15 protein-coding genes are annotated in these 21,110 nt (G+C 63.6%); 8 read left to right on the forward strand and 7 right to left on the reverse strand.

Annotation, left to right across the window (positions count from 1 at the left end):
- Positions 1 to 198: 198 nt before the first annotated feature.
- On the forward strand, positions 199 to 480 hold the full coding sequence (locus tag P0D80_RS25410) for a hypothetical protein (RefSeq protein ID WP_408287336.1): 282 nt from the start codon (positions 199 to 201) through the stop codon (positions 478 to 480).
- Positions 481 to 635: 155 nt separating this feature from the next.
- Here P0D80_RS25410 and htpG read toward each other — a convergent pair whose 3' ends face one another.
- Entirely contained in the window at positions 636 to 2,534 is a 1,899-nt protein-coding gene (htpG, locus tag P0D80_RS25415) for a molecular chaperone HtpG (RefSeq protein WP_408287339.1), read from the reverse strand.
- Between the two features lie 180 nt (positions 2,535 to 2,714).
- Positions 2,715 to 4,169 carry an aminotransferase-like domain-containing protein gene (locus P0D80_RS25420; protein ID WP_408287342.1) on the reverse strand — a complete coding sequence of 485 codons (1,455 nt, stop codon included), beginning with the start codon at positions 4,167 to 4,169 and terminating at the stop codon, positions 2,715 to 2,717.
- A 263-nt stretch (positions 4,170 to 4,432) separates the two neighbouring features.
- Between P0D80_RS25420 and P0D80_RS25425 the strand changes: the two genes are divergently transcribed.
- From P0D80_RS25425 to P0D80_RS25450, 6 genes are all read left to right on the forward strand, one after another.
- Entirely contained in the window at positions 4,433 to 5,134 is a 702-nt protein-coding gene (locus tag P0D80_RS25425; RefSeq protein WP_408287347.1) for a VOC family protein, read from the forward strand.
- Positions 5,135 to 5,206: 72 nt separating this feature from the next.
- A complete protein-coding gene (locus tag P0D80_RS25430; RefSeq protein ID WP_132375397.1) occupies positions 5,207 to 6,403 on the forward strand; it encodes an aminotransferase-like domain-containing protein in 1,197 nt (398 codons plus the stop codon).
- Between the two features lie 88 nt (positions 6,404 to 6,491).
- Positions 6,492 to 6,956 (forward strand): RidA family protein, encoded by a 465-nt coding sequence (locus P0D80_RS25435; RefSeq protein ID WP_132375398.1) that lies wholly within the window; start codon positions 6,492 to 6,494, stop codon positions 6,954 to 6,956.
- A gap of 166 nt (positions 6,957 to 7,122) precedes the next feature.
- Positions 7,123 to 8,013, forward strand: coding sequence for a PhzF family phenazine biosynthesis protein (locus P0D80_RS25440; RefSeq protein WP_408287354.1), 891 nt, complete (start codon positions 7,123 to 7,125; stop codon positions 8,011 to 8,013).
- A gap of 496 nt (positions 8,014 to 8,509) precedes the next feature.
- Positions 8,510 to 10,864 (forward strand): bifunctional diguanylate cyclase/phosphodiesterase, encoded by a 2,355-nt coding sequence (locus P0D80_RS25445; protein ID WP_342960554.1) that lies wholly within the window; start codon positions 8,510 to 8,512, stop codon positions 10,862 to 10,864.
- A 167-nt stretch (positions 10,865 to 11,031) separates the two neighbouring features.
- Positions 11,032 to 12,240 (forward strand): chromate transporter, encoded by a 1,209-nt coding sequence (locus tag P0D80_RS25450; protein WP_342960565.1) that lies wholly within the window; start codon positions 11,032 to 11,034, stop codon positions 12,238 to 12,240.
- A 104-nt stretch (positions 12,241 to 12,344) separates the two neighbouring features.
- Here the strand turns inward: P0D80_RS25450 and P0D80_RS25455 are convergent, their stop codons facing one another.
- The 5 genes from P0D80_RS25455 to P0D80_RS25475 form a co-directional block, all read right to left on the reverse strand.
- Complete coding sequence (locus P0D80_RS25455) at positions 12,345 to 12,803, reverse strand: CopD family protein (protein WP_012432243.1); 459 nt, start codon at positions 12,801 to 12,803, stop codon at positions 12,345 to 12,347.
- Positions 12,804 to 13,035: 232 nt separating this feature from the next.
- Positions 13,036 to 15,360, reverse strand: coding sequence for a DNA topoisomerase IV subunit A (gene parC / locus P0D80_RS25460; RefSeq protein WP_408287359.1), 2,325 nt, complete (start codon positions 15,358 to 15,360; stop codon positions 13,036 to 13,038).
- A 64-nt stretch (positions 15,361 to 15,424) separates the two neighbouring features.
- Positions 15,425 to 17,410, reverse strand: coding sequence for a DNA topoisomerase IV subunit B (locus tag P0D80_RS25465; protein ID WP_408287362.1), 1,986 nt, complete (start codon positions 17,408 to 17,410; stop codon positions 15,425 to 15,427).
- Between the two features lie 356 nt (positions 17,411 to 17,766).
- The gene (locus P0D80_RS25470; RefSeq protein WP_132375402.1) at positions 17,767 to 19,704 is read right to left on the reverse strand and encodes an ATP-binding cassette domain-containing protein; all 1,938 of its coding nucleotides are present in this window, start codon (positions 19,702 to 19,704) and stop codon (positions 17,767 to 17,769) included.
- A 181-nt stretch (positions 19,705 to 19,885) separates the two neighbouring features.
- Positions 19,886 to 20,287 (reverse strand): DUF4399 domain-containing protein, encoded by a 402-nt coding sequence (locus tag P0D80_RS25475; protein ID WP_134456770.1) that lies wholly within the window; start codon positions 20,285 to 20,287, stop codon positions 19,886 to 19,888.
- A 325-nt stretch (positions 20,288 to 20,612) separates the two neighbouring features.
- Here P0D80_RS25475 and P0D80_RS25480 point away from each other — a divergent pair, with 325 nt between their 5' ends.
- Positions 20,613 to 20,804, forward strand: coding sequence for a rubredoxin (locus P0D80_RS25480; RefSeq protein WP_007175738.1), 192 nt, complete (start codon positions 20,613 to 20,615; stop codon positions 20,802 to 20,804).
- Positions 20,805 to 21,110: the final 306 nt, after the last annotated feature.

The raw sequence follows: 21,110 nt of genomic DNA on the forward strand, positions 1-21,110 counted from the left end.
TTTCAATGCCTAGAGATTGAAAATAATCCTTCAAGCCTCCGAATAAAAATCGCGCGAGCATAAGACAAAACCACGTTTTCACATCTCATAAATCAATCTCAATTTAATGACGTTGATTCTATTTAGTTAGTTAACCATAATTAATTTCAGTCGACTACGAGTAACGCCCGTTAGTCGATCAGTTTGATCAACTACAGCATGGAGCAACGTTTGAATACTGAAAAATTGAAGGAAACGTCCGACCGCATCGCTCATCTGGCTGCGGTCGTTCTACGGCGCGCGGGTGTCGCGCAACTGGAAAAAGAACTGGCGGGCTCAGCGCTGGCGCAACACCACACGTCGAAACAGACCAGCAAGGCCATCGGCAGTCTCGCGGCGAAAGTGCTGGCCGATCACACTTCGTGTCACGAGGCAAAAGAGTTGGCCGGTTGCGTGCTCTCGCAAGCGCGCCATCTGGATGAATCGGTGCCCGCGCGTTAAGCACCCGTCCTGAGGCGGCCGAAGCGGAGTCAACTGCGCTTCGCTCCGTCACGCCGCATCACGCCGCACCAGGCAAAAAAAATGCGCTGCCGAAGCAGCGCATCTTTCAACTCCAGGCGTCAGTAAGACGCCGCGTAATCAAACTCGACCCACGCTCAATTCGCGCGCGCCAGCAGCAGCGCATTGGTGCGCTTCACGAAGCTCGCCGGATCGTCCAGCGCGCCGCCTTCGGCGAGCAATGCCTGATCGAACAGCAGATGGCACCAGTCGTCGAAGTTCGCGCTGTCCGCATGCAAGCCCTTCACCAGCGCGTGCTCCGGATTCACTTCGAGAATCGGATGGAACGACGGCGCTTGCTGGCCCGCGGCCTTGAGCATGCGTTGCAAATAGCCGCTCATTTCGCCGTCGTCGGCAACGAGGCAAGACGGCGAATCAGTCAGGCGGAACGTGAGACGCACGTCCTTGGCCTTGTCCTTCAGCGCTTCCTTCATCTTCTCGACGAGCGGCTTGAACTCTTCGCCGACCTTCTCCTGCGCCTGCTTTTCCTCGTCGTTCAGCGCGCCCAGATCGAGGTCGCCGCGCGCCACGCTTTGCAGCGGCTTGCCTTCGAATTCGTTCAGGAACGACAGGATCCACTCATCCACGCGGTCGGTCAGCAGCAGCACTTCCACGCCCTTCTTGCGGAACACTTCGAGGTGCGGGCTGTGGGTCGCGGCCTGCCAGGTGTCGGCGGTCACGTAGTAGATCTTGGTCTGCTCGGGCTTCATACGCGCAACGTAGTCGGCCAGCGACACGGTCTGCTCCGGCGTGTCCGTATGCGTCGACGCAAAGCGCACGAGCTTCGCGATCCGCTCGCGATTGGCAAAGTCTTCGCCGATGCCTTCCTTCAGCACCTGGCCGAATTCCTTCCAGAAACCGGCGTACTTTTCCTTGTCCGCCTCGTTATCGGAGTTGGCCAGTTCTTCGAGCATCGACAGCGAACGCTTGGTCACGCCTTCGCGGATCGCCTTCACGTCGCGGCTTTCCTGCAGGATTTCGCGCGACACGTTTAGCGGCAAATCCGCCGAATCGACCACGCCCTTCACGAAGCGCAGATACGCCGGCAGCAGTTGCTCGGCGTCGTCCATGATGAACACGCGCTTCACGTACAGCTTCAGGCCGCCGCGATAGTCGCGGTTGAACATGTCGAACGGCGCGTGGGTCGGCACGTACAGCAATTGCGTGTACTCGCTGCGGCCTTCCACGCGATTATGCGTCCACGTGAGCGGATCCTGATGGTCGTGCGAGAGATGTTGATAGAACTGCTTGTACTGTTCGTCGGTGATGTCGTTCTTTGCGCGGGTCCACAGCGCGCTGGCCTGATTGACGGTCTCGTCCTCGTCCTTGGTGACCATCTCGCTCTTTTCCGCGTCCCACTCTTCCTTCTGCATCAGGATCGGCAGCGCGACGTGGTCGGAGTACTTCTGGATGATCGACTTCAGACGATGCGACGACAGCAGGTCGTCTTCATCCGCACGCAGATGCAGCGTGATGGTCGTGCCGCGCGCGGAGCGCTCGATCTGCTCGACGGCGAAGTCGCCCTCGCCCGCGCTTTCCCAGCGCACGCCTTCCGAGGCCGGCAAACCGCCGCGGCGCGTTTCAACCGTGATCTTGTCCGCGACGATAAAGCCCGAATAGAAGCCCACGCCGAACTGGCCGATCAGCGCCGCGTCTTTCTGCTGGTCGCCGGAGAGCTTGCCGAAGAATTCCTTGGTGCCCGAGCGCGCAATCGTGCCGAGGTTGGCGATCGCTTCGTCGCGGCTCATGCCGATGCCGTTGTCGTCGAGCGTGATGGTGCGCGCGGCCTTGTCGTACGACACGCGAATCCGCAGGTTCGGATCGTTTTCGTACAACGCGCTGTTTTCGATCGCTTCGAAGCGCAGCTTGTCGGCCGCGTCGGACGCGTTCGAAATCAGCTCGCGCAGGAAAATTTCCTTGTTGCTGTACAGCGAATGGATCATCAGGTGCAGAAGCTGTTTCACTTCTGCCTGAAAGCTCATGGTTTCTTGTGCCATGGTCGGACTTCCTCTCTGTTGCGAATGGGGGTTCAAGTCAGGCGCGGCGCCGTTCGCTGCGGCCTGCCGGCTTGCCGCCGGCGGAACGCCGGTGGGCCGCCGCCGCTGGGCCGAAGCGCCGGCCGCCGGATGCGCCGGCCGCCGGATTGTCCGCGTAATTGGGGGCAAGCCGGCGCGCTTTCAAGAGGCGCGGCGCGCCACGCTGTCGAGATAACGGCACAAAAAGGTTGCCAGCTCCGGATCGCCGCAGTTGGAAATATTGAAGCGCATCCAGGTGGTCGACGACTGCTGCGGGGAAAACAGGCTGCCGGGCGTCAGCAGAAAACCGGCCTCGTGGCCGGCGGCCGCCAGCGCGTCGGCGTCGACGCCCGTGTCGGCCCACAGGAACATGCCGGCCATGGGCGTCAGGAACAGCTTCAGGCCGGTCTTCTCCAGCATCCGCACGGATTTCTCGCGCACGCCGTCGAGCCGCACACGCAGCCGTTCGACATGCCGCCGGTAGTGGCCCTCGGTCAGGATCTTGTACAGCACACGCTCGTTCAGTTCCGGGCTCGTCATGCCGACCAGCATCTTCTGGTCGCTGACCGCCGTGGCCACTTCAGGCGCGCAGGCGACGAAACCGACCCGCAGATTCGGCGCGAGCGTCTTCGAAAAACTGCCGAGGTAGATCACGCGCTTCAACTGGTCGAGGCTCGCCAGGCGCGTGCCCGGATAGCTCGGCGGACATAGATCGCCATAAATATCATCCTCGACGACGATGAAATCGTACGCTTCGGCAAGACGCAGAATGCGGAACGCCTGGGCCGCTGTGAGTGACGTGCCGGTCGGGTTTTGCAGCACCGAATTGATCACCAGCATTTTCGGCCGCCACGTCTGCACGAGCGACTCGAGCGAGTCGAGATCCGGGCCGTCCGGCGTATACGGCATGCCGACCAGCCGCGCCCCCTGCGACGCGAAACGCCCGAACATCTGAAACCACGCCGGATCGCCGACGATCACGGCATCGCCCGGCTTGACGTAGATTCGCGAGATCAGGTCGATGGCCTGCGTGATGCCGGACACCATCACGATCTGATCCGGCGATGCGCCGATCTCCAGTTCCTCGAGCCGCGTCTGCAATTGCTGGCGCAGCGGCAGGAAACCCAGCGGCGTGCCGATGCCGAGCATCTGCGCGCCGCTTTGCCGGCCGAGCGTGCGCAGCGCATTGGTGATCAGGTCGCCGTCGAGCCAGCGCGCCGGCAGATAGCCGAGGCCGGGACTGCGCTCGGGCCGCGCGCCGGTGTGCAGCATGTTGCGCAGCAGCCAGACCACGTCGATCGTGGCAGGCGCCGGCGCCGCCTCGGTGAGCGGATGAATCTCGGTGCTGGCCGACGCGCCCAGCCGCTCGCGCACATAGAACCCGGAGCCGCGCCGCGACTCCAGAAAACCCTGCGCCACCAGCCGTTCATACGCCTCGACCACGGTGAAGCGCGACACGCCCTTGTCGAGCGCGAGCTTGCGGATCGACGGCATGCGCATGCCGGGGCGGAACACGCGCTCCTCGATACGGCGGCGCGCCCACTGGACGAGCTGCTCGACCAGCGTCAGCGAGGCCGTGTCGTGCGGGGCGGGAATCTGGGCGAGCGGGACGGACATGACGGGCTCCAACTGTACCGAACAGTATCGAATGGATTGTACCGTTACTGTGCCGGTCGGCGTCGTTACATTTGAGAGCAGTAAAGGATGGAATGCGGCACGGCAAGCCTCACCACGCCCACGCGCTCTCCGGCAAAACCCTGCCGAACACCCATCCGCATGGCCCGCCGATCCGGCAAACGGTTATGCTTACGGCCCCGGCAGCGTTGCCGCGACACCCGGCACGCTCCGGTTTACCGCAGAAACCGTTTCCCCGATCCGTCATGACTGCTCATCCGCTCCGCCTCGATCACCTCGTCATTTCCGCCCGCACCCTCGACGAGGGCACGCAGTACGTCGCCGATACGCTCGGCGTCGCACCGGCCGGCGGCGGCGCGCATCCGCTGATGCGCACGCACAACCGTCTGCTGAATCTGTGGGGCGGCGTGTATCTGGAAGTGATCGCGGTCGATCCGCAGGCGGCGTCGTTGGCCACTGCGCCAGCCGACGGCAGCGCGCCACGCCCGCGCCTCTTTGCCCTCGACGACCCGGCAACGCACGCGCGGCTCGAAAACGGACCGTATCTGTCGCACTGGGTCGCCCGGGTCGAGCGGCCAAAACACCTGCCGACGTGGCAGGCGCAGTATCCGCAGCGCATTCCACCTGTCGTGCCAATGACGCGCGGCGATTTCACGTGGAGCCTGACCGTACCCGACGACGGCGCGTTCCCCGCCTGGCAAGGCATCGGCGACGGCGTGCTGCCCTCGTTGATCCAGTGGGATACGACGAACCATCCGTCCACGGCCTTGCCGGAAACGGAGATTTCGCTGAAAGCCTTGAAAGGCGCGCATCCGCAAGCCGATACGGTGGCGGCGCAACTGCGTTGGCTCGGCGCAGCGCATCTGATCGAGTTGCAGCCCACGGAAGGTGCCCCGGCGCTCACCGCCGAATTTGAAACACCCGACGGTCTACGGACCCTTAAATAAGCAGCGCGCGCGGGTCGCCGACTCGCGCGATAATTGAAGTTTTGACCGGTTCCAGTACCAGCAGAGGAGACCATGGACCAAAGCGACTTGAAAGCCCCCACGTGGCAATTGTCCGAACGCGCACGCAAGCTCACGAGCTCGGCGATTCGCGAGATTCTGAAGGTCACGGAGCGGCCCGAAGTCATTTCGTTCGCGGGCGGCCTGCCTTCGCCGGCGACCTTCCCGGCCGAACGCATGCGCGCGGCAGCGGACCGCATTCTGCGCGACGAACCCGCCGCGGCGCTGCAATACAGCGCGACCGAAGGCTTTCTGCCGCTGCGTGAATGGGTCGCGAAGCGCTATTCGGTGAACGGCGCGCAGATTCGTCCGACTCAGGTGCTGATCACGACCGGCTCGCAGCAGGCGCTCGACCTTCTCGGCAAGGTGCTGGTATGTCCAGACAGCCCGGTGCTGGTCGAAACGCCGACCTACCTCGGCGCGCTGCAATCGTTCTCCATGTACGAGCCGCGCTACGTGCAAGTGCCGACCGACGAACAGGGCCTCGTCCCCGAAGGGCTCACGCCCGAGCTGACGGCCGGCGCGCGCCTCCTGTACGCACAACCCAACTTCCAGAACCCGACGGGGCGCCGCCTGCCGGTCGAACGCCGTCGCGCGCTCGCCGAGTTCGCGAAGACCGCGCCGTTCCCGGTGATCGAAGACGATCCGTACGGCGCGCTCGACTACGCGGGCGAACCGCTGCCCACCATGCTGTCGATGGCGCCTGACCACATCGTCCATCTCGGCTCGTTCTCGAAGGTGCTGGCGCCGGGCCTGCGGGTCGGCTACATCATCGCGCCGGAAGAGTTGATCTTCAAACTCGTGCAAGCCAAGCAAGCCACGGATCTGCACACGCCGAGCTTCACGCAGCGCATCGTGTACGAAGTGATCAAGGACGGCTTCCTCGACACGCACGTACCGACCATCCGCGAACTGTATCGCAATCAATGCGCGGCCATGCTGGCCTCGCTCGAACGCTACATGCCGGAAGGCGTAAGCTGGAACCGCCCGGAAGGCGGCATGTTCGTGTGGGTGAATCTGCCCGCGCAGATCGACAGCATGAAGCTGCTGGAAGAAGCTGTCGCGCAGAACGTCGCGTTCGTGCCGGGCGGTCCGTTCTTCGCGAGCGAAGCGCAACACAACACGCTGCGCCTGTCGTTCGTGACGGTGCCGCCGGCCAAAATCGACGAAGGCGTGTCGCGTCTCGGCGCGCTGATCCGCGCGAAAATCTAAACGCTGCCGCGCGCTTGTTTGCGCGCGGTTTGCGCGATTTTCGCCCGGCCCGCATCCAGCGAATTCCACTACTAACGAAGGACACACCATGGCTCAAACGAATATTTACGACAGGCTCGAGGAACTGGGCATCGAACTGCCGACCGCCGGCGCACCGGCTGCCGCGTATGTGATGAGCGCGCAAAGCGGCAACACGGTGTATCTCTCCGGACATATCGCCAAGAAGGACGGCAAGGTATGGACCGGCAAGCTCGGCGCCACCCTCACGACCGAGGAAGGCAAAGCCGCCGCACGCTCGATCGCCATCGACCTGCTCGCCACGCTGCACGCGCATGTCGGCGATCTGAACCGCGTCACGCGCATCGTCAAGCTGATGAGCCTCGTCAACTCGACGCTCGAGTTTACCGAACAGCATCTGGTCACCAACGGCGCGTCCGAACTGGTCGCCGACGTGTTCGGCGAACGCGGCAAGCATGCGCGTTCGGCATTCGGCGTCGCGCAGATTCCGCTCGGCGCGTGCGTCGAGATCGAGATGATCGCCGAAGTCGAGTAACGCAGTCGACGCCGCCGGTTCATCCGGCGCAGCGGAACAGGAACGCGTCGCGAGGTGTCAGCCACCCGCGGCGCGTTTTGCATTTGTGGCGAGGTAGATCGTTCCGCCGTCAACGGATAGAATCCGCCAACCCTATCCATCCGTTTGATTCGCTGGACCGCGCCCGATGCCCGCTCACACTGTCCGTTTCAAACAAGTCGACGTGTTCACGTCGGTGCCGTTCAAAGGCAATCCGCTTGCCGTCGTGTTCGATGCCGATGCACTCGATGCGAATCTGATGCAGGCCATCGCCCACTGGACCAATCTGTCCGAAACGACTTTCCTGTTGAAGCCGACCGACCCGGCCGCCGACTATCGCGTGCGCATCTTCACCACGCATGGGGAACTGCCGTTCGCGGGTCATCCGACGCTCGGCACCGCGCACGCGCTGCGCGAAAGCGGCTATCAGCCGAAGCAGGCCGGCAAGCTCGTGCAGCAATGCGGCGTGGGACTCGTCGAACTCGAGGCGCTGCCCGGAGCGGACGGCGCGTGGGCCTTCGCCGCGCCGCCCGCGCGAGTCACGCCGCTTGCCGAGGATCGCTACGCGGCGCTCTCTACGGCTTTACGTAGCGACGCGATCGATTTCAGCGCGACGCCCTGCGCGGTCGACAATGGTGCGCCGTGGCTCGTGGTGCGCGTCAATTCGGCGCGTGAATGCCTCGCGCTGGAACCCGATGCCGCCGCGTTAGCCGACATCGTGCGTTCGGTCAATACGCATGGCCTCGCCGTCTACGGCCCGCACGAGGCCGGCGGCCCGGCCACTTTCGAGGTGCGCTGCCTGATGGCCGGCGGTAGTTTCGGCATCGGTGAAGACCCTGTGACAGGCAGCGCCAATGCGGCGCTCGCCGGCCTGCTGAGCGCCCAGCAGTTGCGCCCGGGCACGCACTATTCAGCCCGTCAAGGCACCGCGCTGGGCCGAGCCGGCCAGGTTTCCGTGCACTACGACGACGCACGCCGCAAGACATGGATCGGCGGCCCGTCGGTGACGATTGTCGACGGCACGTTTCGCTTGCCCTGATCGGCACGCCCCTTGCCTCGTTCATGTGTCTGGCATGCAACCGAAGAAGGCGGCATAGGGTTCGCCCTGCCTGGCCGCGCTTGACCACAAAACGCCGCATCGTTTGCGCGATTAAATGCGCCTTGCATTGGAAGAGGCCTGTTAAAGGCCTGGCACACCTGAATGCCGGCGCGCCTCGCCGCCGATTCCCGATGAAATACTCGAACACGACAGCGCAGCGGCCGCCTCAAGATTGGCCGCACGGGGTGTCAAAATCGCCGCACCGGCCAGCTTGCCGCGCCCTCGTATACCCGATGCCCGGCCTCTTCCTTAATCCAGTGGCATTAAGTAATATCGAGACGTACCCGATGACCTGCGGATGGTCAGGCACGGCGCCACGCTTATCTCTTCTGCGCAGCAGTTCCGGCACCTTGGTCACCATGCAGCCACTCATGAAATCAGCGCAGTCGACGCTCGTTCGTTTGCAACCGGCCGGCACCCACGCACGGGCCGCCCGATGAGTCAATCCCGCTTCTCCGACCAGCGCGAAGCCAAAGCCCGGCGCGATCCCGCAGTGTCGCGCCGGCGCGCTTTGCTCGCGATTCCCGCGCTCGGCGTATTGGTCCTGATCCTGCTTTGGACGGTGATCTTCGCGCGTCTGTCGGTCGAGAAAGAAGCCACTTATCGTGAAGCCATGGCCTCTGCTGCGATTCTCTCCGCGGCGCTGGAGCAGCACACGGTCAAGGCGATTCACCAGGTCGATCAGATCACCCGCTTTGTCAAATTCGAGTTCGAGAAGACGCCGAATCATTTCGATCTCGCCAGCACAGTGGAAAAAGGCGTAGTGCAAAGCGAGACGCTAGTGCAGGTGTCCTTGATCGACGAGCACGGCACGCTGATCGCCAACACCGCCGAACTCAATCCCAGGCGCATCGATCTATCCGACCGTGAACACTTCAAGGTCCACGAACACGAGAACGACGACCAGTTGTATATCAGCAAGCCGGTGCTCGGTCGCGTGTCCGGCCACTGGACATTGCAGATGACGCGGCGTCTGAATCATCCGGACGGCTCGTTCGCGGGCGTCGTGGTGGTCTCCGAAGATCCCAGCTATTTCACCACCGACTTCTACAACAACGCGGCCATCGGCCGCGAAGGCGTGATCGCGGTGATCTCGGACAACGGCACCGTGCTCGCGCGGCGCACCGGCAGCGCCGAAACCGCCAACGGCGCGTTCTCTGCGAGCGGCTCGTATCCGACCTCGGAGCATGTGTCGGGCACCTACATCGATTCGATCGACAACGTCACGCGCATCGTGTCGTACCGGCATATCGACGGTTATCCGCTCGGCGTGCTGGTGGGTCTCTCGCAAGCCGAAGAATTCGCCGACTACAACCACACACGCAACGTCTATCTGCTGATGGCGGGCTTCATCTCGCTCGCCATGCTGAGCTTCTTCGCCGTGGCCACCGGCCTGATCGGCAAACTGCTCGGCCGCGAGCGCGAGATGACGCATCTGGTCGAATACGATCTGCTCACCGGTCTGCGCAACCGCTACGCGACCTTGCAAACGCTGCGGCACGACGTGGCGCAGCAGGCCAACCTCGGCCGCCTCGCGATTCTCTTTATCGATCTCGACAACTTCAAGACCGTCAACGACACGCTCGGCCACAACGCCGGCGACATCGTGCTGCAAATGACGGCCTCACGGCTCGCCACCGCGGTCGGCGAAGGCGGCGCGTTAAGCCGCATCGGCGGCGACGAATTCGTCGTCGTGATCAAGGGCGACGACGTCGAGAAGCGCGCCGTCGCGCTCGCCGAAGCCGCGGCCGAAGCGTTCGCCAAGCCGTTCGAAGTGCGCGGCAGTTCGTTCGTGCTGCATGCGAGCATCGGCATTGCGCTCTACTCCGTCACCAACGAAAGCGAGATCGACCTGTTGAAAAAAGCCGACCTCGCCATGTACAGCGCGAAAGACGCGGGCAAGAACTGCTATCAGTTCTATTCGCCGCAACTGTCGCATCGCGCGGATCATTTGATGAAGTGGGAACAGCAGTTGCGCGTCGCGCTCGCCGAAGGGCAACTGTTCCTCGCCTATCAGCCGAAGATCGATCTGACGCGCCGCTGCATTACCGGCTTCGAGGCGCTGGTGCGCTGGAATCATCCGCAGCACGGTTTGATTCCGGCCAACGAGTTCATTCCGGTTGCCGAGTCGACCGGCCTGATCGTGCCGATCGGCGACTTCGTGATCGAGACCGCCTGCCGGCAACTCGCGCTGTGGCAGCAACAGGGCTACGACACGCTGTCGCTGGCGGTGAACATCTCGGCAGTGCAGTTCTGGCGCGGCGACCTGTACGAAACGATCTCGCACGCCATCGAGGAAAGCGGTATCTCCGCGCGCCGCCTCGAGCTCGAAATCACCGAAACGGCGATGATGGAGTATCCCGAACTCGTCTCGGAGAAGATCTTCGCGTTGAAGCGTCTCGGCGTGCGCATCGCGCTCGATGATTTCGGCACCGGCTATTCGTCGCTGTCTTATCTGAACCGCTTCTCGGTGGATACGTTGAAGGTGGACCGTTCGTTCATCCAGGCAATTCCGGGCGACCGCAGCGTCTGCGTGATGGTCACCGCGATCGTCAATCTGGCGCGTTCGCTCGGGCTCACGGTGGTAGTCGAAGGCACGGAGACCGAAGAGCAGATCGCGTGGCTCGCCGCGCTCGGCCATATCGAGGCGCAAGGCTTCCTGTTCTCGCGTCCAGTTCCGGTGGACGCGATTCCGGCGCTGCTCGAACGTTTCGGCGTCTGCGGCATGACGGGCCGCCGCACCGCGCACGAAGCCGACAGCGCCAGCAGCGTGTCCAGCACCAACACCTGAGCGGCGCACGCAGCGGGTCGTCACGGGTCATCTACCCGCAGCGCCGCAAAACCGGCTACATTCTCGCTGTACTGCATCACAGCGCGATGCCGCCCGCCGGCCGCGTCAAAACCACTAAACGATGATCTCAAAGGACGAGCGGCCGCCTGCCGGGCGCTCGTGGCGCCATGCAGATGATCACGAGCCAGGATGCTGCCCGACGAGGCGAACGGGAACCGCTATGGACGCTGTTTCGGGTCGTATTCGGCCTGTCCGCGCTGTCATGGGGCGGCCTCGCGCTCATGGCGCAACTTGAAAACCATTATGTCGAACGCGAAGGACGCCTCTCGCGCGTCGCTTTCTCCGATCTGATCGCACTCGCCTGGATGGTGCCCGGCCCGGTAGGCTGCAATGTCGCCGTGCAACTCGGACATGCGCTGCGCGGACGCGCCGGCGCCTGGGTCGCGGGCATTGCCAGCGTGCTGCCCTTCTTCATGCTGATGACATTGTTCGCGATCTTCTATCGCACGCCGTTCGTGCGCGCCGCCGCCTCGCAAACCTTGCTCAATCACTTCAGTGTCGTGCTGGCCACGCTGATCGCGATCACCTGGTACAAACAGACGCGCGCGCTGGTGCGCGGCAAACTCGAATGGGGCGCGGCGGTGCTGGGTTGCATCGCGCTCTTCTATGCGCGCAGTCCGGCCGCTTATGTCGTCATGCTCGGGGCGGCCTTCGGCACCGGCTGGCTGGTGAGCCCGGTTCGGAACTCGCGCGTCGTCGTGTCGTTCGCGCGCGGCGACTGGCAGATGCTGACCGCCCTGAGCGTGTTTCTCGTGTTGTTCGCGATGCCGTTGCCGCATCGCTATGAACTGGCGCTGTTGTGGCCGCGGCTTGCGGGTGCCGGCATGACGTTGTTCGGCGGCGGCTTCTCGGCATTGCCGGTGCTCAAGACGCTGTTCGTCACGCCGGCGATCGGCGTCTCCGATAACGACTTCACGCTGGCGTTCTCGCTGTCGCCGCTGTCGCCCGGGCCGCTGTTGAACGTGGTGCCGTTCTTCGGCTATCTGGTGGATGGCTGGGTGGGCGCGCTGATTGCCACGCTCGCGTTATTCGTGCCGTCGGGGTGCCTCGTCGTGCTGGCACAGCGGCATCTGCATCAATTGAAGGCCAATCCGCGCTTCGAGCACGGCATGCGGATCCTGCGCGCCGTCACCACCGCGTTTCTCGCGGTGGCCGTGCTGCGCATTGCCGCGCATGTGCCGTTCAAACCGGTTTATCTGCTGACCGCGTTGTTCTCCGCGATGTGCTTCGCCAAGCTGAAGGTGCCGGTGTACGTGGTGTACGGGACGGTCGCGGTGGTGTGCGGGCTGTGGCTCGCGTATGGCGCGCTGATCTAGACGGCGCAGCGGCGCTTCGCTCCATGATGGCGAGGCTTCAAGGGTGCGCCGCGCGGCGGTGTCACCACGCGGCGATCGGACTTCAAACGGGCAATTGCAAAATTTTAGAAGCCGCGCGACAGCACCGCGACGCCGATCGTCACCACGCCAAGCACGATATTGATCAGCACCAGACGACGGATCGTGCCGACGGCCCGCGCGCCATCCGGCCATTTTTGCGCCTGCACTGCGCGGCGGATGCGCGGGAACACGGCGAAACGGATGTGCCCGAAGATCAGCATCATCACAATGCCGAGGCCGGCCATGGCATGCAGCGGCCAGGTGGCATGCCCACCGCCGAATTGCATCAGCAGGAAGCCGCCGGTGAGGAGAATCACCAGCACGGAGGCGGCGACCCAATTGAAGAAGCGGCCGAACACCGATTCCCACAACGGCAAGCGTAATTGAGGCGAGAGATCGGCAATTGCCGGGCGCAGACAGAAATGCGCGAACACCATCCCACCTACCCACACCGCAACCGCGAGTAGATGGAGAAAGAGCGCGAGTTCGATAGCCTTGTTCATGTTGTTTTCCTCTCCCGACGACGCCACACCGCGTATAACGAGCGGCTATTGAGCGCATTCGACCGCGCGCTATGCACGCAGTTCCATGGCATTCGTGGCTTTCACGCCGTTTTTGTAGTTGTTATCGCAGCATGCCCACTGCAATGGCGATGCTGCTCCCCGGTTTTGTACTACGCACGACAAGCGCCTCGCATGCTAGCAGACGCTTGCCGCGTTCCAGCGTCAAGCTTTGTTAAACGGCCAGCACGGGACGCATGCCTTCGAGCTTCATCTTGCTCTCAGGCGCGCGGCCCTTGCGCGCCCGCTTGCCGATATGAGGCGCGAGCGCGGCGCCGCTCACCTTTTCTTCGTCGACGCGGCCGCCACGGCGCGTGCCGATCAACACGACACCCGCGTTATTGATGGCCAGCGCCTGCACGAGCGTTTCCTTGTCGTCGAGGCCCATCAGCGTGACGCCGCGGCCGCCGCCCGAGAGCGTCTTCATCTCGTCGAGGCCGAACACCAGCAAACGCCCGCCCGAGGAGAGACACGCAATGTGCGTCGCGTCCGGCAGCATCGGCATCGGCGCGAGCGGCGCGGCGCCGGCGTCGATCGTCATGAACGACTTGCCGGCCTTCACGCGGCTCACCATGTCGCCGACCTTGGCAACGAAGCCGAAGCCGTTGCTCGAAGCAAGCAGCAACGCCTGATCCGCGGACGCCGCGTAGTAATGCATCAGATGGCTGCCCGACTCCAGTTCGATCAGCGACGTGACCGGCACACCGTCACCGCGGCCGCCCGGCAGCATTGCCACCGCAACCGAATAGACGCGGCCGTTGCTGCCCCACGCGACCAGCGTGTCCGGCGTGCGGCACTGGAAGGCCGCATAGAGGCCGTCGCCGGCCTTGAACGTGAAGCCCGCCGCGTCCAGGCCGTGGCCCTTCAGCGCACGCACCCAGCCCTTCTGCGAGACGACGACCGTCACCGGTTCATCGACCACGCGCGCTTCGAACGTCGCGCGCTTTTCCTGCTGGATCAGCGTGCGGCGCTCGTCGCCGTACTGCTTGGCGTCGCCTTCGATTTCCTTGATGAGCAGGCGCTTCATCGCCGATTCGCTGCCGAGCAGTTCTTCCAGCTTGGCCTTCTCGTCTTTCAGTTCGGCGAGTTCCTTCTCGATCTTGATCTTCTCGAGCCGCGCCAACTGACGCAGCCGGATTTCAAGAATGTCCTCGGCCTGACGATCGGACAGGCCGAACGCGGCCATCAACGCGACCTTCGGCTCGTCCGATTCGCGGATGATGCGGATGACCTCGTCGATATTCAAAAAGACGATCATCCGGCCTTCGAGGATGTGAATCCGGTCGTCGACCTTCGACAAACGATGCCGCGTGCGGCGCGTGACCGTGGCAAAACGGAACGCGATCCACTCGTGCAGGATTTCGCTCAAGCCCTTCTGACGCGGCCGGCCGTCGCCACCGACCATCACCAGATTCAGCGAGGCGTTGGATTCCAGGCTCGTATGCGCGAGCAGCGTATTGACGAAATCGGTCTGATCGATGCGGCTCGACTTCGGCTCGAACACAAGACGCACCGGCGCGTCCTTGCCGGACTCGTCGCGCACCGCGTCGAGCAGCGCCAGCATGGTCTGCTTGGTCTGCAACTGTTCGGGCGTGAGCGCCTTCTTGCCGAGCTTGATCTTCGGATTGGTCTGCTCTTCGATCTCCTCGAGCACTTTCTGCGCGGCCGTATTCGGCGGCAGTTCGGTGATCACCAGTTGCCACTGGCCGCGTGCGAGCTCTTCGATCTTCCAGCGCGCGCGCACCTTGAGGCTGCCGCGGCCGGATTCGTACGCCGCGGAGATTTCCGCTTCGCTCGAAATGATCTGGCCGCCGCCCGGGAAGTCCGGACCCGGAATGTGCTGAATCAATTCCGCGTGCGAGATCTTCGGATTGCGGATCATGGCAACGGTGGCGCCCGCGACTTCGCGCAGATTGTGCGACGGGATTTCCGTGGCCAGACCCACCGCGATGCCGGACGCCCCGTTCAGCAGCACGAACGGCAAGCGCGCCGGCAACAACCTCGGCTCGTCGAACTCGCCGTCGTAGTTCTTCATGAAATCGACCGTGCCCTGGTTGATTTCATCGAGCAGCAGCTTCGCGATCGGCGTGAGGCGCGCTTCCGTGTACCGCATTGCCGCCGCGCCGTCGCCGTCGCGCGAACCGAAATTGCCCTGGCCGTCGATCAGCGGATAGCGCATCGAAAAGTCTTGCGCGAGACGCACCAGTGCGTCGTACGCGGACTGGTCGCCGTGCGGGTGATACTTACCGAGCACGTCGCCGACCACGCGCGCCGACTTGACCGGCTTCGCGTTGTCGGACAGACCCATGTCGTTCATCGCGAACAGGATGCGGCGCTGCACCGGCTTCTGGCCGTCGCACACATCCGGCAGCGCGCGGCCCTTGACCACGCTCACCGCATAGTCGAGATACGCGCGTTCCGCGTAGTTGCCGAGCGTGAGAAAGTCGCCCTCCGGGGGCGGCGGCTCAGTGAAAAGGTCGAGAGTGTTATCGTCGTCCATCTAGATTCCGTATCCGTGTTTGGCGTGAAGTTTTCGTGCGGAGCGAGTGCGCTTTAAAAAGCGCTCAGATATCCGCTTCCACTTCGTTGCCCTTTTCTTCCAGCCAGCTGCGGCGCGACGCCGCTTCGCCCTTGCCCATCAGCATCGTCATGCGCGCGACCGTGGCGTCGTAGTCGAGTTCGCCGAGCGCCACCGGGGAGAGGCGCCGCGTGTCGGGGTTCATCGTGGTGTCCCACAACTGTTCCGCGCTCATTTCGCCGAGACCCTTGAAGCGGCTGATGGACCATTGCGTGTCGCGCACGCCGTCCTTGCGCAGCTTGTCGAGAATCGCTTCGAGTTCGCCTTCGTCGAGCGCGTACAGCTTCTGCGCCGGCTTCTTGCCGCGCGCGGGCGCGTCGACCCGGAACAGCGGCGGACGCGCCACGCACACATGTCCGCGTTCGATCAGCTGCGGGAAATGCTTGAAGAACAGCGTGAGCAACAGCACCTGAATGTGCGAGCCGTCGACGTCCGCGTCCGACAGAATGCAGATCTTGCCGTAGCGCAGATTCGACAGGTCGACTTTGTCGTCAGGGCTGTGCGGATCAACGCCGATCGCCACCGAGATGTCATGCACCTCGTTGTTGGCGAACAGGCGGTCACGCTCGGTTTCCCACGTGTTCAGCACCTTGCCGCGCAGCGGCAGGATCGCCTGATATTCCTTGTCGCGGCCCATCTTCGCGGAGCCGCCCGCCGAGTCGCCCTCGACGAGGAACAGTTCGTTGCGGCCGATTTCCGTCGATTCGCAATCGGTCAGCTTGCCCGGCAGCACCGCGACGCCCGAGCTCTTGCGCTTCTCGACCTTCTGCCCGGCGCGCGTGCGCGCCTGCGCCTGCTTGATGACGAGGTCGGCGAGCTTCTTGCCGTGCTCGACGTGCTGATTCAGCCACAACTCCAACGCCGGCCGCGCGAACGACGACATCAGCTTGACCGCGTCGCGGCTATTCAGGCGCTCCTTGATCTGCCCTTGGAATTGCGGATCGAGCACCTTCGCGGAAAGCACGAACGACACGCGCGCGAACACGTCTTCAGCGAGAAGCTTGACGCCCTTCGGCTGCAGGTTGTGCAACTCGACGAAACTCTTCACCGCCTGGTACAGACCGTCGCGCAAACCGGATTCGTGGGTGCCGCCCGCGGGCGTGGGAATCAGGTTGACATACGACTCGCGCATGAGCGTACCTTCCTCGCTCCACGCGACCACCCATGCGGCGCCCTCGCCCTCAGCGAACGTCTCTTCGCTCGCGCGCGAGTTTTCGGCATAGCGCTCGCCCTCGAACAGCGGAATCAGCAGATCGCTGCCGTTCATGCCTTCGAGCAGATAGCCGCGCAGACCGTCTTCGTATTTCCAGGTTTGCTGTTCGCCGGTTTTCTCGTTGATCAGCGTGACTTCGACGCCCGGCAGCAGCACGGCTTTCGAACGCAGCAGACGTTGCAGTTCGCCGAGCGGCAGGTTCGGCGAATCGAAGTACTTGGGATTGGCCCACGCGGTGACACGCGTGCCGGATTTCTTGTCGCCTTTCGTGGCGGCCCGCACTTCGAGTTCCTTGGCGACGTCGCCATTGGCAAAACTCAGTTCGGCGATCTTGCCGTCGCGCCACACGGTAACGTCGAGGCGCGTGGACAGCGCGTTGGTGACGGACACGCCGACGCCGTGCAAGCCGCCCGAAAACGTGTACGCGCCGCCGGCGGCTTTGTCGAACTTGCCGCCCGCGTGCAGACGCGTGAAAACGATCTCGACGACCGGCACGCCTTCTTCCGGATGCAGACCGAAGGGAATGCCGCGGCCGTCGTCCTCGACCGAGACCGAATGGTCCGCGTGCAGCGTGACCGTGATTTGCCGGCCGTGGCCGCCGAGGGCCTCGTCCGACGCGTTGTCGATGACTTCCTGAATGATGTGCAGCGGATTCTCGGTGCGGGTGTACATCCCGGGCCGTTGCTTGACCGGCTCCAGACCCTTCAACACCTTGATCGACGCTTCGCTATACGCGGCGTTTGGCTTTTTCGTAGACATGGTTGACTCGGGTGCGTCGGTTCATCGTTGTCCACAGGTCCTGTTCACAGGTCTGTGGACAATGCGTTGAGGTTTCAAAAAAAGCGAAACGAAACAACGGGGTTAGGTGGGGTGCCCGCAGTGCGGGCAAGCTGTTTTGTCGCATGGCTTCCCGTTGGCGCGCTCGACGGCGGCTCGAAGCCTGCCCTGCAAGTGCAACAAGGCGGGCAACGTCGACGCTGGTGCGAACGCCGGGGAAGCCTGTTCGCGGGGTATTTTACTGATTTCGATACGCGCGGCAATTCACGATGCACGGGATTGGCCGTCTGGATAAGGGACGGCGGTGGCGCGGCCCCATCCCGCGCCGCCCCCGCGCCTCATTTGCGCCGGTTTTCCAGCTCGTCCCAACGCTCGAGCGCGACCAGCAGTTCTTCGTCGATCGCGGCATAGCGCTCCGTCAAACGCGTGCCTTCCTGCGCGTCTTTGGCGAACACCGAGCCGTCTTCGAGTTGTGCGCCAATCGCTTTCTGCTCGGCTTCCAGCGCGGCGATCTTCTCCGGCAGCGCCTCCAGTTCGCGCTGCTCCTTGAACGACAGCTTCGCGGCGCGTTGCGTATTGCGGCCCGCGGAACTGTCTTTGGCCGCGGCCGCATCTTTGCCCGCGTCCTTGCCGGCTTCTTTCTGCGCGTCCAGCGCCATTTGCTGCGAACGGTCGCGCTGGATCTGCCAATCGGTAAAGCCGCCGACATACTCGCGCCACTTGCCGCCGCCTTCGGACGCGATCACCGAGGTCGCGACGTTATCGAGGAACGCGCGATCGTGGCTGACCAGCAGCACCGTGCCGTCGTATTCCGTGAGCAGTTCTTCGAGCAGTTCGAGTGTCGGAATGTCGAGGTCGTTGGTCGGTTCGTCGAGCACCAGCACGTTGGCCGGACGCGCGAACAGACGCGCGAGCAGCAGGCGGTTACGCTCGCCGCCCGACAGCGACTTGACCGGCGAACGCGCGCGTTCCGGCGCGAACAGGAAGTCGCCGAGATAGCTCATGACGTGCTTCTTCTGGCCGTTGACTTCCACCCACTCGCTGCCCGGGCTGATGGTATCGGCGAGGCTCTTGTCCAGATCGAGTTGCGCGCGCATCTGGTCGAAATACGCGACCTGCAGATTCGTGCCGATGCGCACCGTGCCTTCGTCGGGCGCCAATTCACCGAGGATCATCTTGAGCAGCGTGGTCTTGCCCGCACCGTTAGGCCCGACAAAGCCGATCTTGTCGCCGCGCATGACGGTGGCCGTGAAGCTGTCGACCACCGTGCGCGAACCGTAGCGCTTGGTGACGTCGGTCAATTCGGCGACGATCTTGCCGGACTTCTCGCCCTGGCCGACGTCGAGCTTGACGTTGCCCTGCACGTTGCGGCGTTCCGCGCGCTGGTTGCGCATTTCCACGAGCCGCGCAATCCGGCCGACGCTACGCGTGCGGCGCGCCTCGACGCCCTTGCGAATCCACACTTCTTCCTGCGCGAGCAGTTTGTCGAACTTGGCCGCTTCCACTTGCTCGACTTCGAGCTGCTGCGCCTTGCGCGTCTGATAAGCCGAGAAATTACCCGGATACGACAACAGACGCCCGCGATCCAGTTCGACGATGCGCGTGGCGACGCGGTCGAGAAACGCGCGGTCGTGGGTAATGAAGAGCAGGCCCGCGCGCAGCGACACCAGCAGGTCTTCGAGCCAGCGGATGCCGTCGAAGTCGAGGTGGTTGGTCGGCTCGTCGAGCAGCAGCACGTCCGGCTGCACGACCAGCGCGCGCGCCAGCGCCACGCGCTTTTGCATGCCGCCCGACAGCGAGCCCACCCGCGCCTCCCCGTTCAGACCGATCTGCTGCAGCGTGGTCGCGACGCGCGTGCTCCAGTTCCAGGCGTCCGAATGGTCAAGGGCCGATTGCAGCGTGTTCATGCGCGACATCAGCGCGTCGTGCTCCGGGCCTTCCGGCTCGTCGGCGAGCTGGTTGGCGACCGCGTCGTATTCGTCCAGCAGCGCGCGGGCGTGCGTGAGGCCGGCGGCGACCGCTTCGAACACCGTGTCGTCCGTGTCGAACTCCGGCTCCTGCGGTACGTAAATCGTGCTCAGACTCTGCTGGCGCGTGACGAGGCCGTCGTCAGGCTTGGTCAGGTCGGCGACGATCTTCAGCAGCGACGACTTGCCCGCGCCGTTGCGGCCGATCAGCCCGACGCGTTCGCCCGCTTCGAGAGAGAAATCCGCGTGATCGAGCAACGCGACGTGACCGAACGCCAGTTGGGCTCCGGTAATGGTGTAAAGCGACATGGAGAATTGGAGAAGACAGCGATGAGTCGGAACTGCCCATTGTACCGGGCGCACGGGCGGGTGCCTGTATGCCGGAAGAGATAGATCGAACGGCCGGCTTGCCCGACGCGGGTAGCCCGGCTGCGCATGGCGCGGACGCCGGACGGGCAGTTGCACCCACCCGGCTGTCTCGTGCGGCGGGTTACTTCACGTGCACCGTGATGGTCTTGCTCATTTCCGGACCGTACGAACGATGCGCGCCGTCGCCGAATTGCAGCGTCAGCGTGTGGTCGCCCGGCGGCAGCGTCAGATCGGTTTCGGTCTGGCCCTTGCCGAAGTGCAGCGACTTGTCGTTCGCGGGGATGACCTCGCCCTTGGGCAGCGGCTTGCCGTCCACCAGCAGATGATGGTGGCCCGTGCCTTCCGTCATCGTGCCGGCCGGCGCGATCTTCATGCCGTCGACACCGAACACCACGTGGACGGGATTGCTGACGGTCGCGCCGTCCGCCGGCTGCACGAACGACACGCTCGCGGCCTGCGCCGCACCGGATACGGCGAGCAATCCGGCCAATGCCGCACCGACCAACCATTTGTTCTTGAACATCGTTTTTCTCCTTTTTGGGAAACGAAAGTCATGCGCGGGCCATGTCGGCGGCGATGGCGCCTCAGTGGCCTGAGGCCGATCGTCGCAGTTCATGCCAGGCGCCCCGGCGCGCCGGTCCAAAAGATCAGCTGCGGATCAGAGCATACACGCTGTGTGTGACGCGGTCCGTCGAGTGGGTTCGGCGTGGTGCCGGACGCTTTACGGCGCTGCCACATCGGCCGTTTTCAGCCGGATTGACAAATTCCGGTAATATTGCGGGTCGCCGCCGTGCCCAAAAAAGGGGCAGACTGGGCGGATTTTGCATTGAACTAGAGAAGAGTGCGTCGTGAGCGAAGTAATTGAAGTGACTGAATATAAGAGCTGGGTCTGCCTGATTTGCGGCTGGATCTACAACGAGGAAGAAGGCCTGCCCGAGGAAGGCATCGCGCCGGGCACGCGCTTCGCCGCGATTCCCGAAGACTGGCGCTGCCCGCTGTGCGACGTGGGCAAGGCTGAGTTCGCGGTGGTGGAATTCTGAGGCGGATTTATCGGGCTGCCGGGGCGCTGCGTTAGGTCGCTGCACGCGCTGGAGCGATCGCCCGGGCAGTTCACACGGCCCAGCAGGCTTTGACTGCTGGGCCGTTTGCTTTGTGGGACGGGCTTCGGCGCTCCTGCACGGCCCTCCTCGCGTTTGGGCGTGTTTGATATACTCTGCGCTCGCTGGCGAATTTGGACTCGCCGATCCTCGCGGACCTTGTTCGATAGCGGGATTGCGGCGATCATTTTGGTTTGGTCCTCTCCCTGTAGTTCAGGGGGTGGAATGACAGGCGCAAGGCCTGTCAGA

It is taken from the genome of Paraburkholderia sp. RL17-373-BIF-A (genome assembly GCF_046030175.1).
Lineage (GTDB): Bacteria > Pseudomonadota > Gammaproteobacteria > Burkholderiales > Burkholderiaceae > Paraburkholderia.

Coding starts and splice junctions, on each gene's coding strand:
- P0D80_RS25410 (WP_408287336.1), top strand. CDS start 199: ATGGAGCAACGTTTGAATACTGAAAAATTGAAGGAAACGTCCGACCGC.
- htpG (WP_408287339.1), bottom strand. CDS start 2,534: ATGGCACAAGAAACCATGAGCTTTCAGGCAGAAGTGAAACAGCTTCTG.
- P0D80_RS25420 (WP_408287342.1), bottom strand. CDS start 4,169: ATGTCCGTCCCGCTCGCCCAGATTCCCGCCCCGCACGACACGGCCTCG.
- P0D80_RS25425 (WP_408287347.1), top strand. CDS start 4,433: ATGACTGCTCATCCGCTCCGCCTCGATCACCTCGTCATTTCCGCCCGC.
- P0D80_RS25430 (WP_132375397.1), top strand. CDS start 5,207: ATGGACCAAAGCGACTTGAAAGCCCCCACGTGGCAATTGTCCGAACGC.
- P0D80_RS25435 (WP_132375398.1), top strand. CDS start 6,492: ATGGCTCAAACGAATATTTACGACAGGCTCGAGGAACTGGGCATCGAA.
- P0D80_RS25440 (WP_408287354.1), top strand. CDS start 7,123: ATGCCCGCTCACACTGTCCGTTTCAAACAAGTCGACGTGTTCACGTCG.
- P0D80_RS25445 (WP_342960554.1), top strand. CDS start 8,510: ATGAGTCAATCCCGCTTCTCCGACCAGCGCGAAGCCAAAGCCCGGCGC.
- P0D80_RS25450 (WP_342960565.1), top strand. CDS start 11,032: ATGCAGATGATCACGAGCCAGGATGCTGCCCGACGAGGCGAACGGGAA.
- P0D80_RS25455 (WP_012432243.1), bottom strand. CDS start 12,803: ATGAACAAGGCTATCGAACTCGCGCTCTTTCTCCATCTACTCGCGGTT.
- parC (WP_408287359.1), bottom strand. CDS start 15,360: ATGGACGACGATAACACTCTCGACCTTTTCACTGAGCCGCCGCCCCCG.
- P0D80_RS25465 (WP_408287362.1), bottom strand. CDS start 17,410: ATGTCTACGAAAAAGCCAAACGCCGCGTATAGCGAAGCGTCGATCAAG.
- P0D80_RS25470 (WP_132375402.1), bottom strand. CDS start 19,704: ATGTCGCTTTACACCATTACCGGAGCCCAACTGGCGTTCGGTCACGTC.
- P0D80_RS25475 (WP_134456770.1), bottom strand. CDS start 20,287: ATGTTCAAGAACAAATGGTTGGTCGGTGCGGCATTGGCCGGATTGCTC.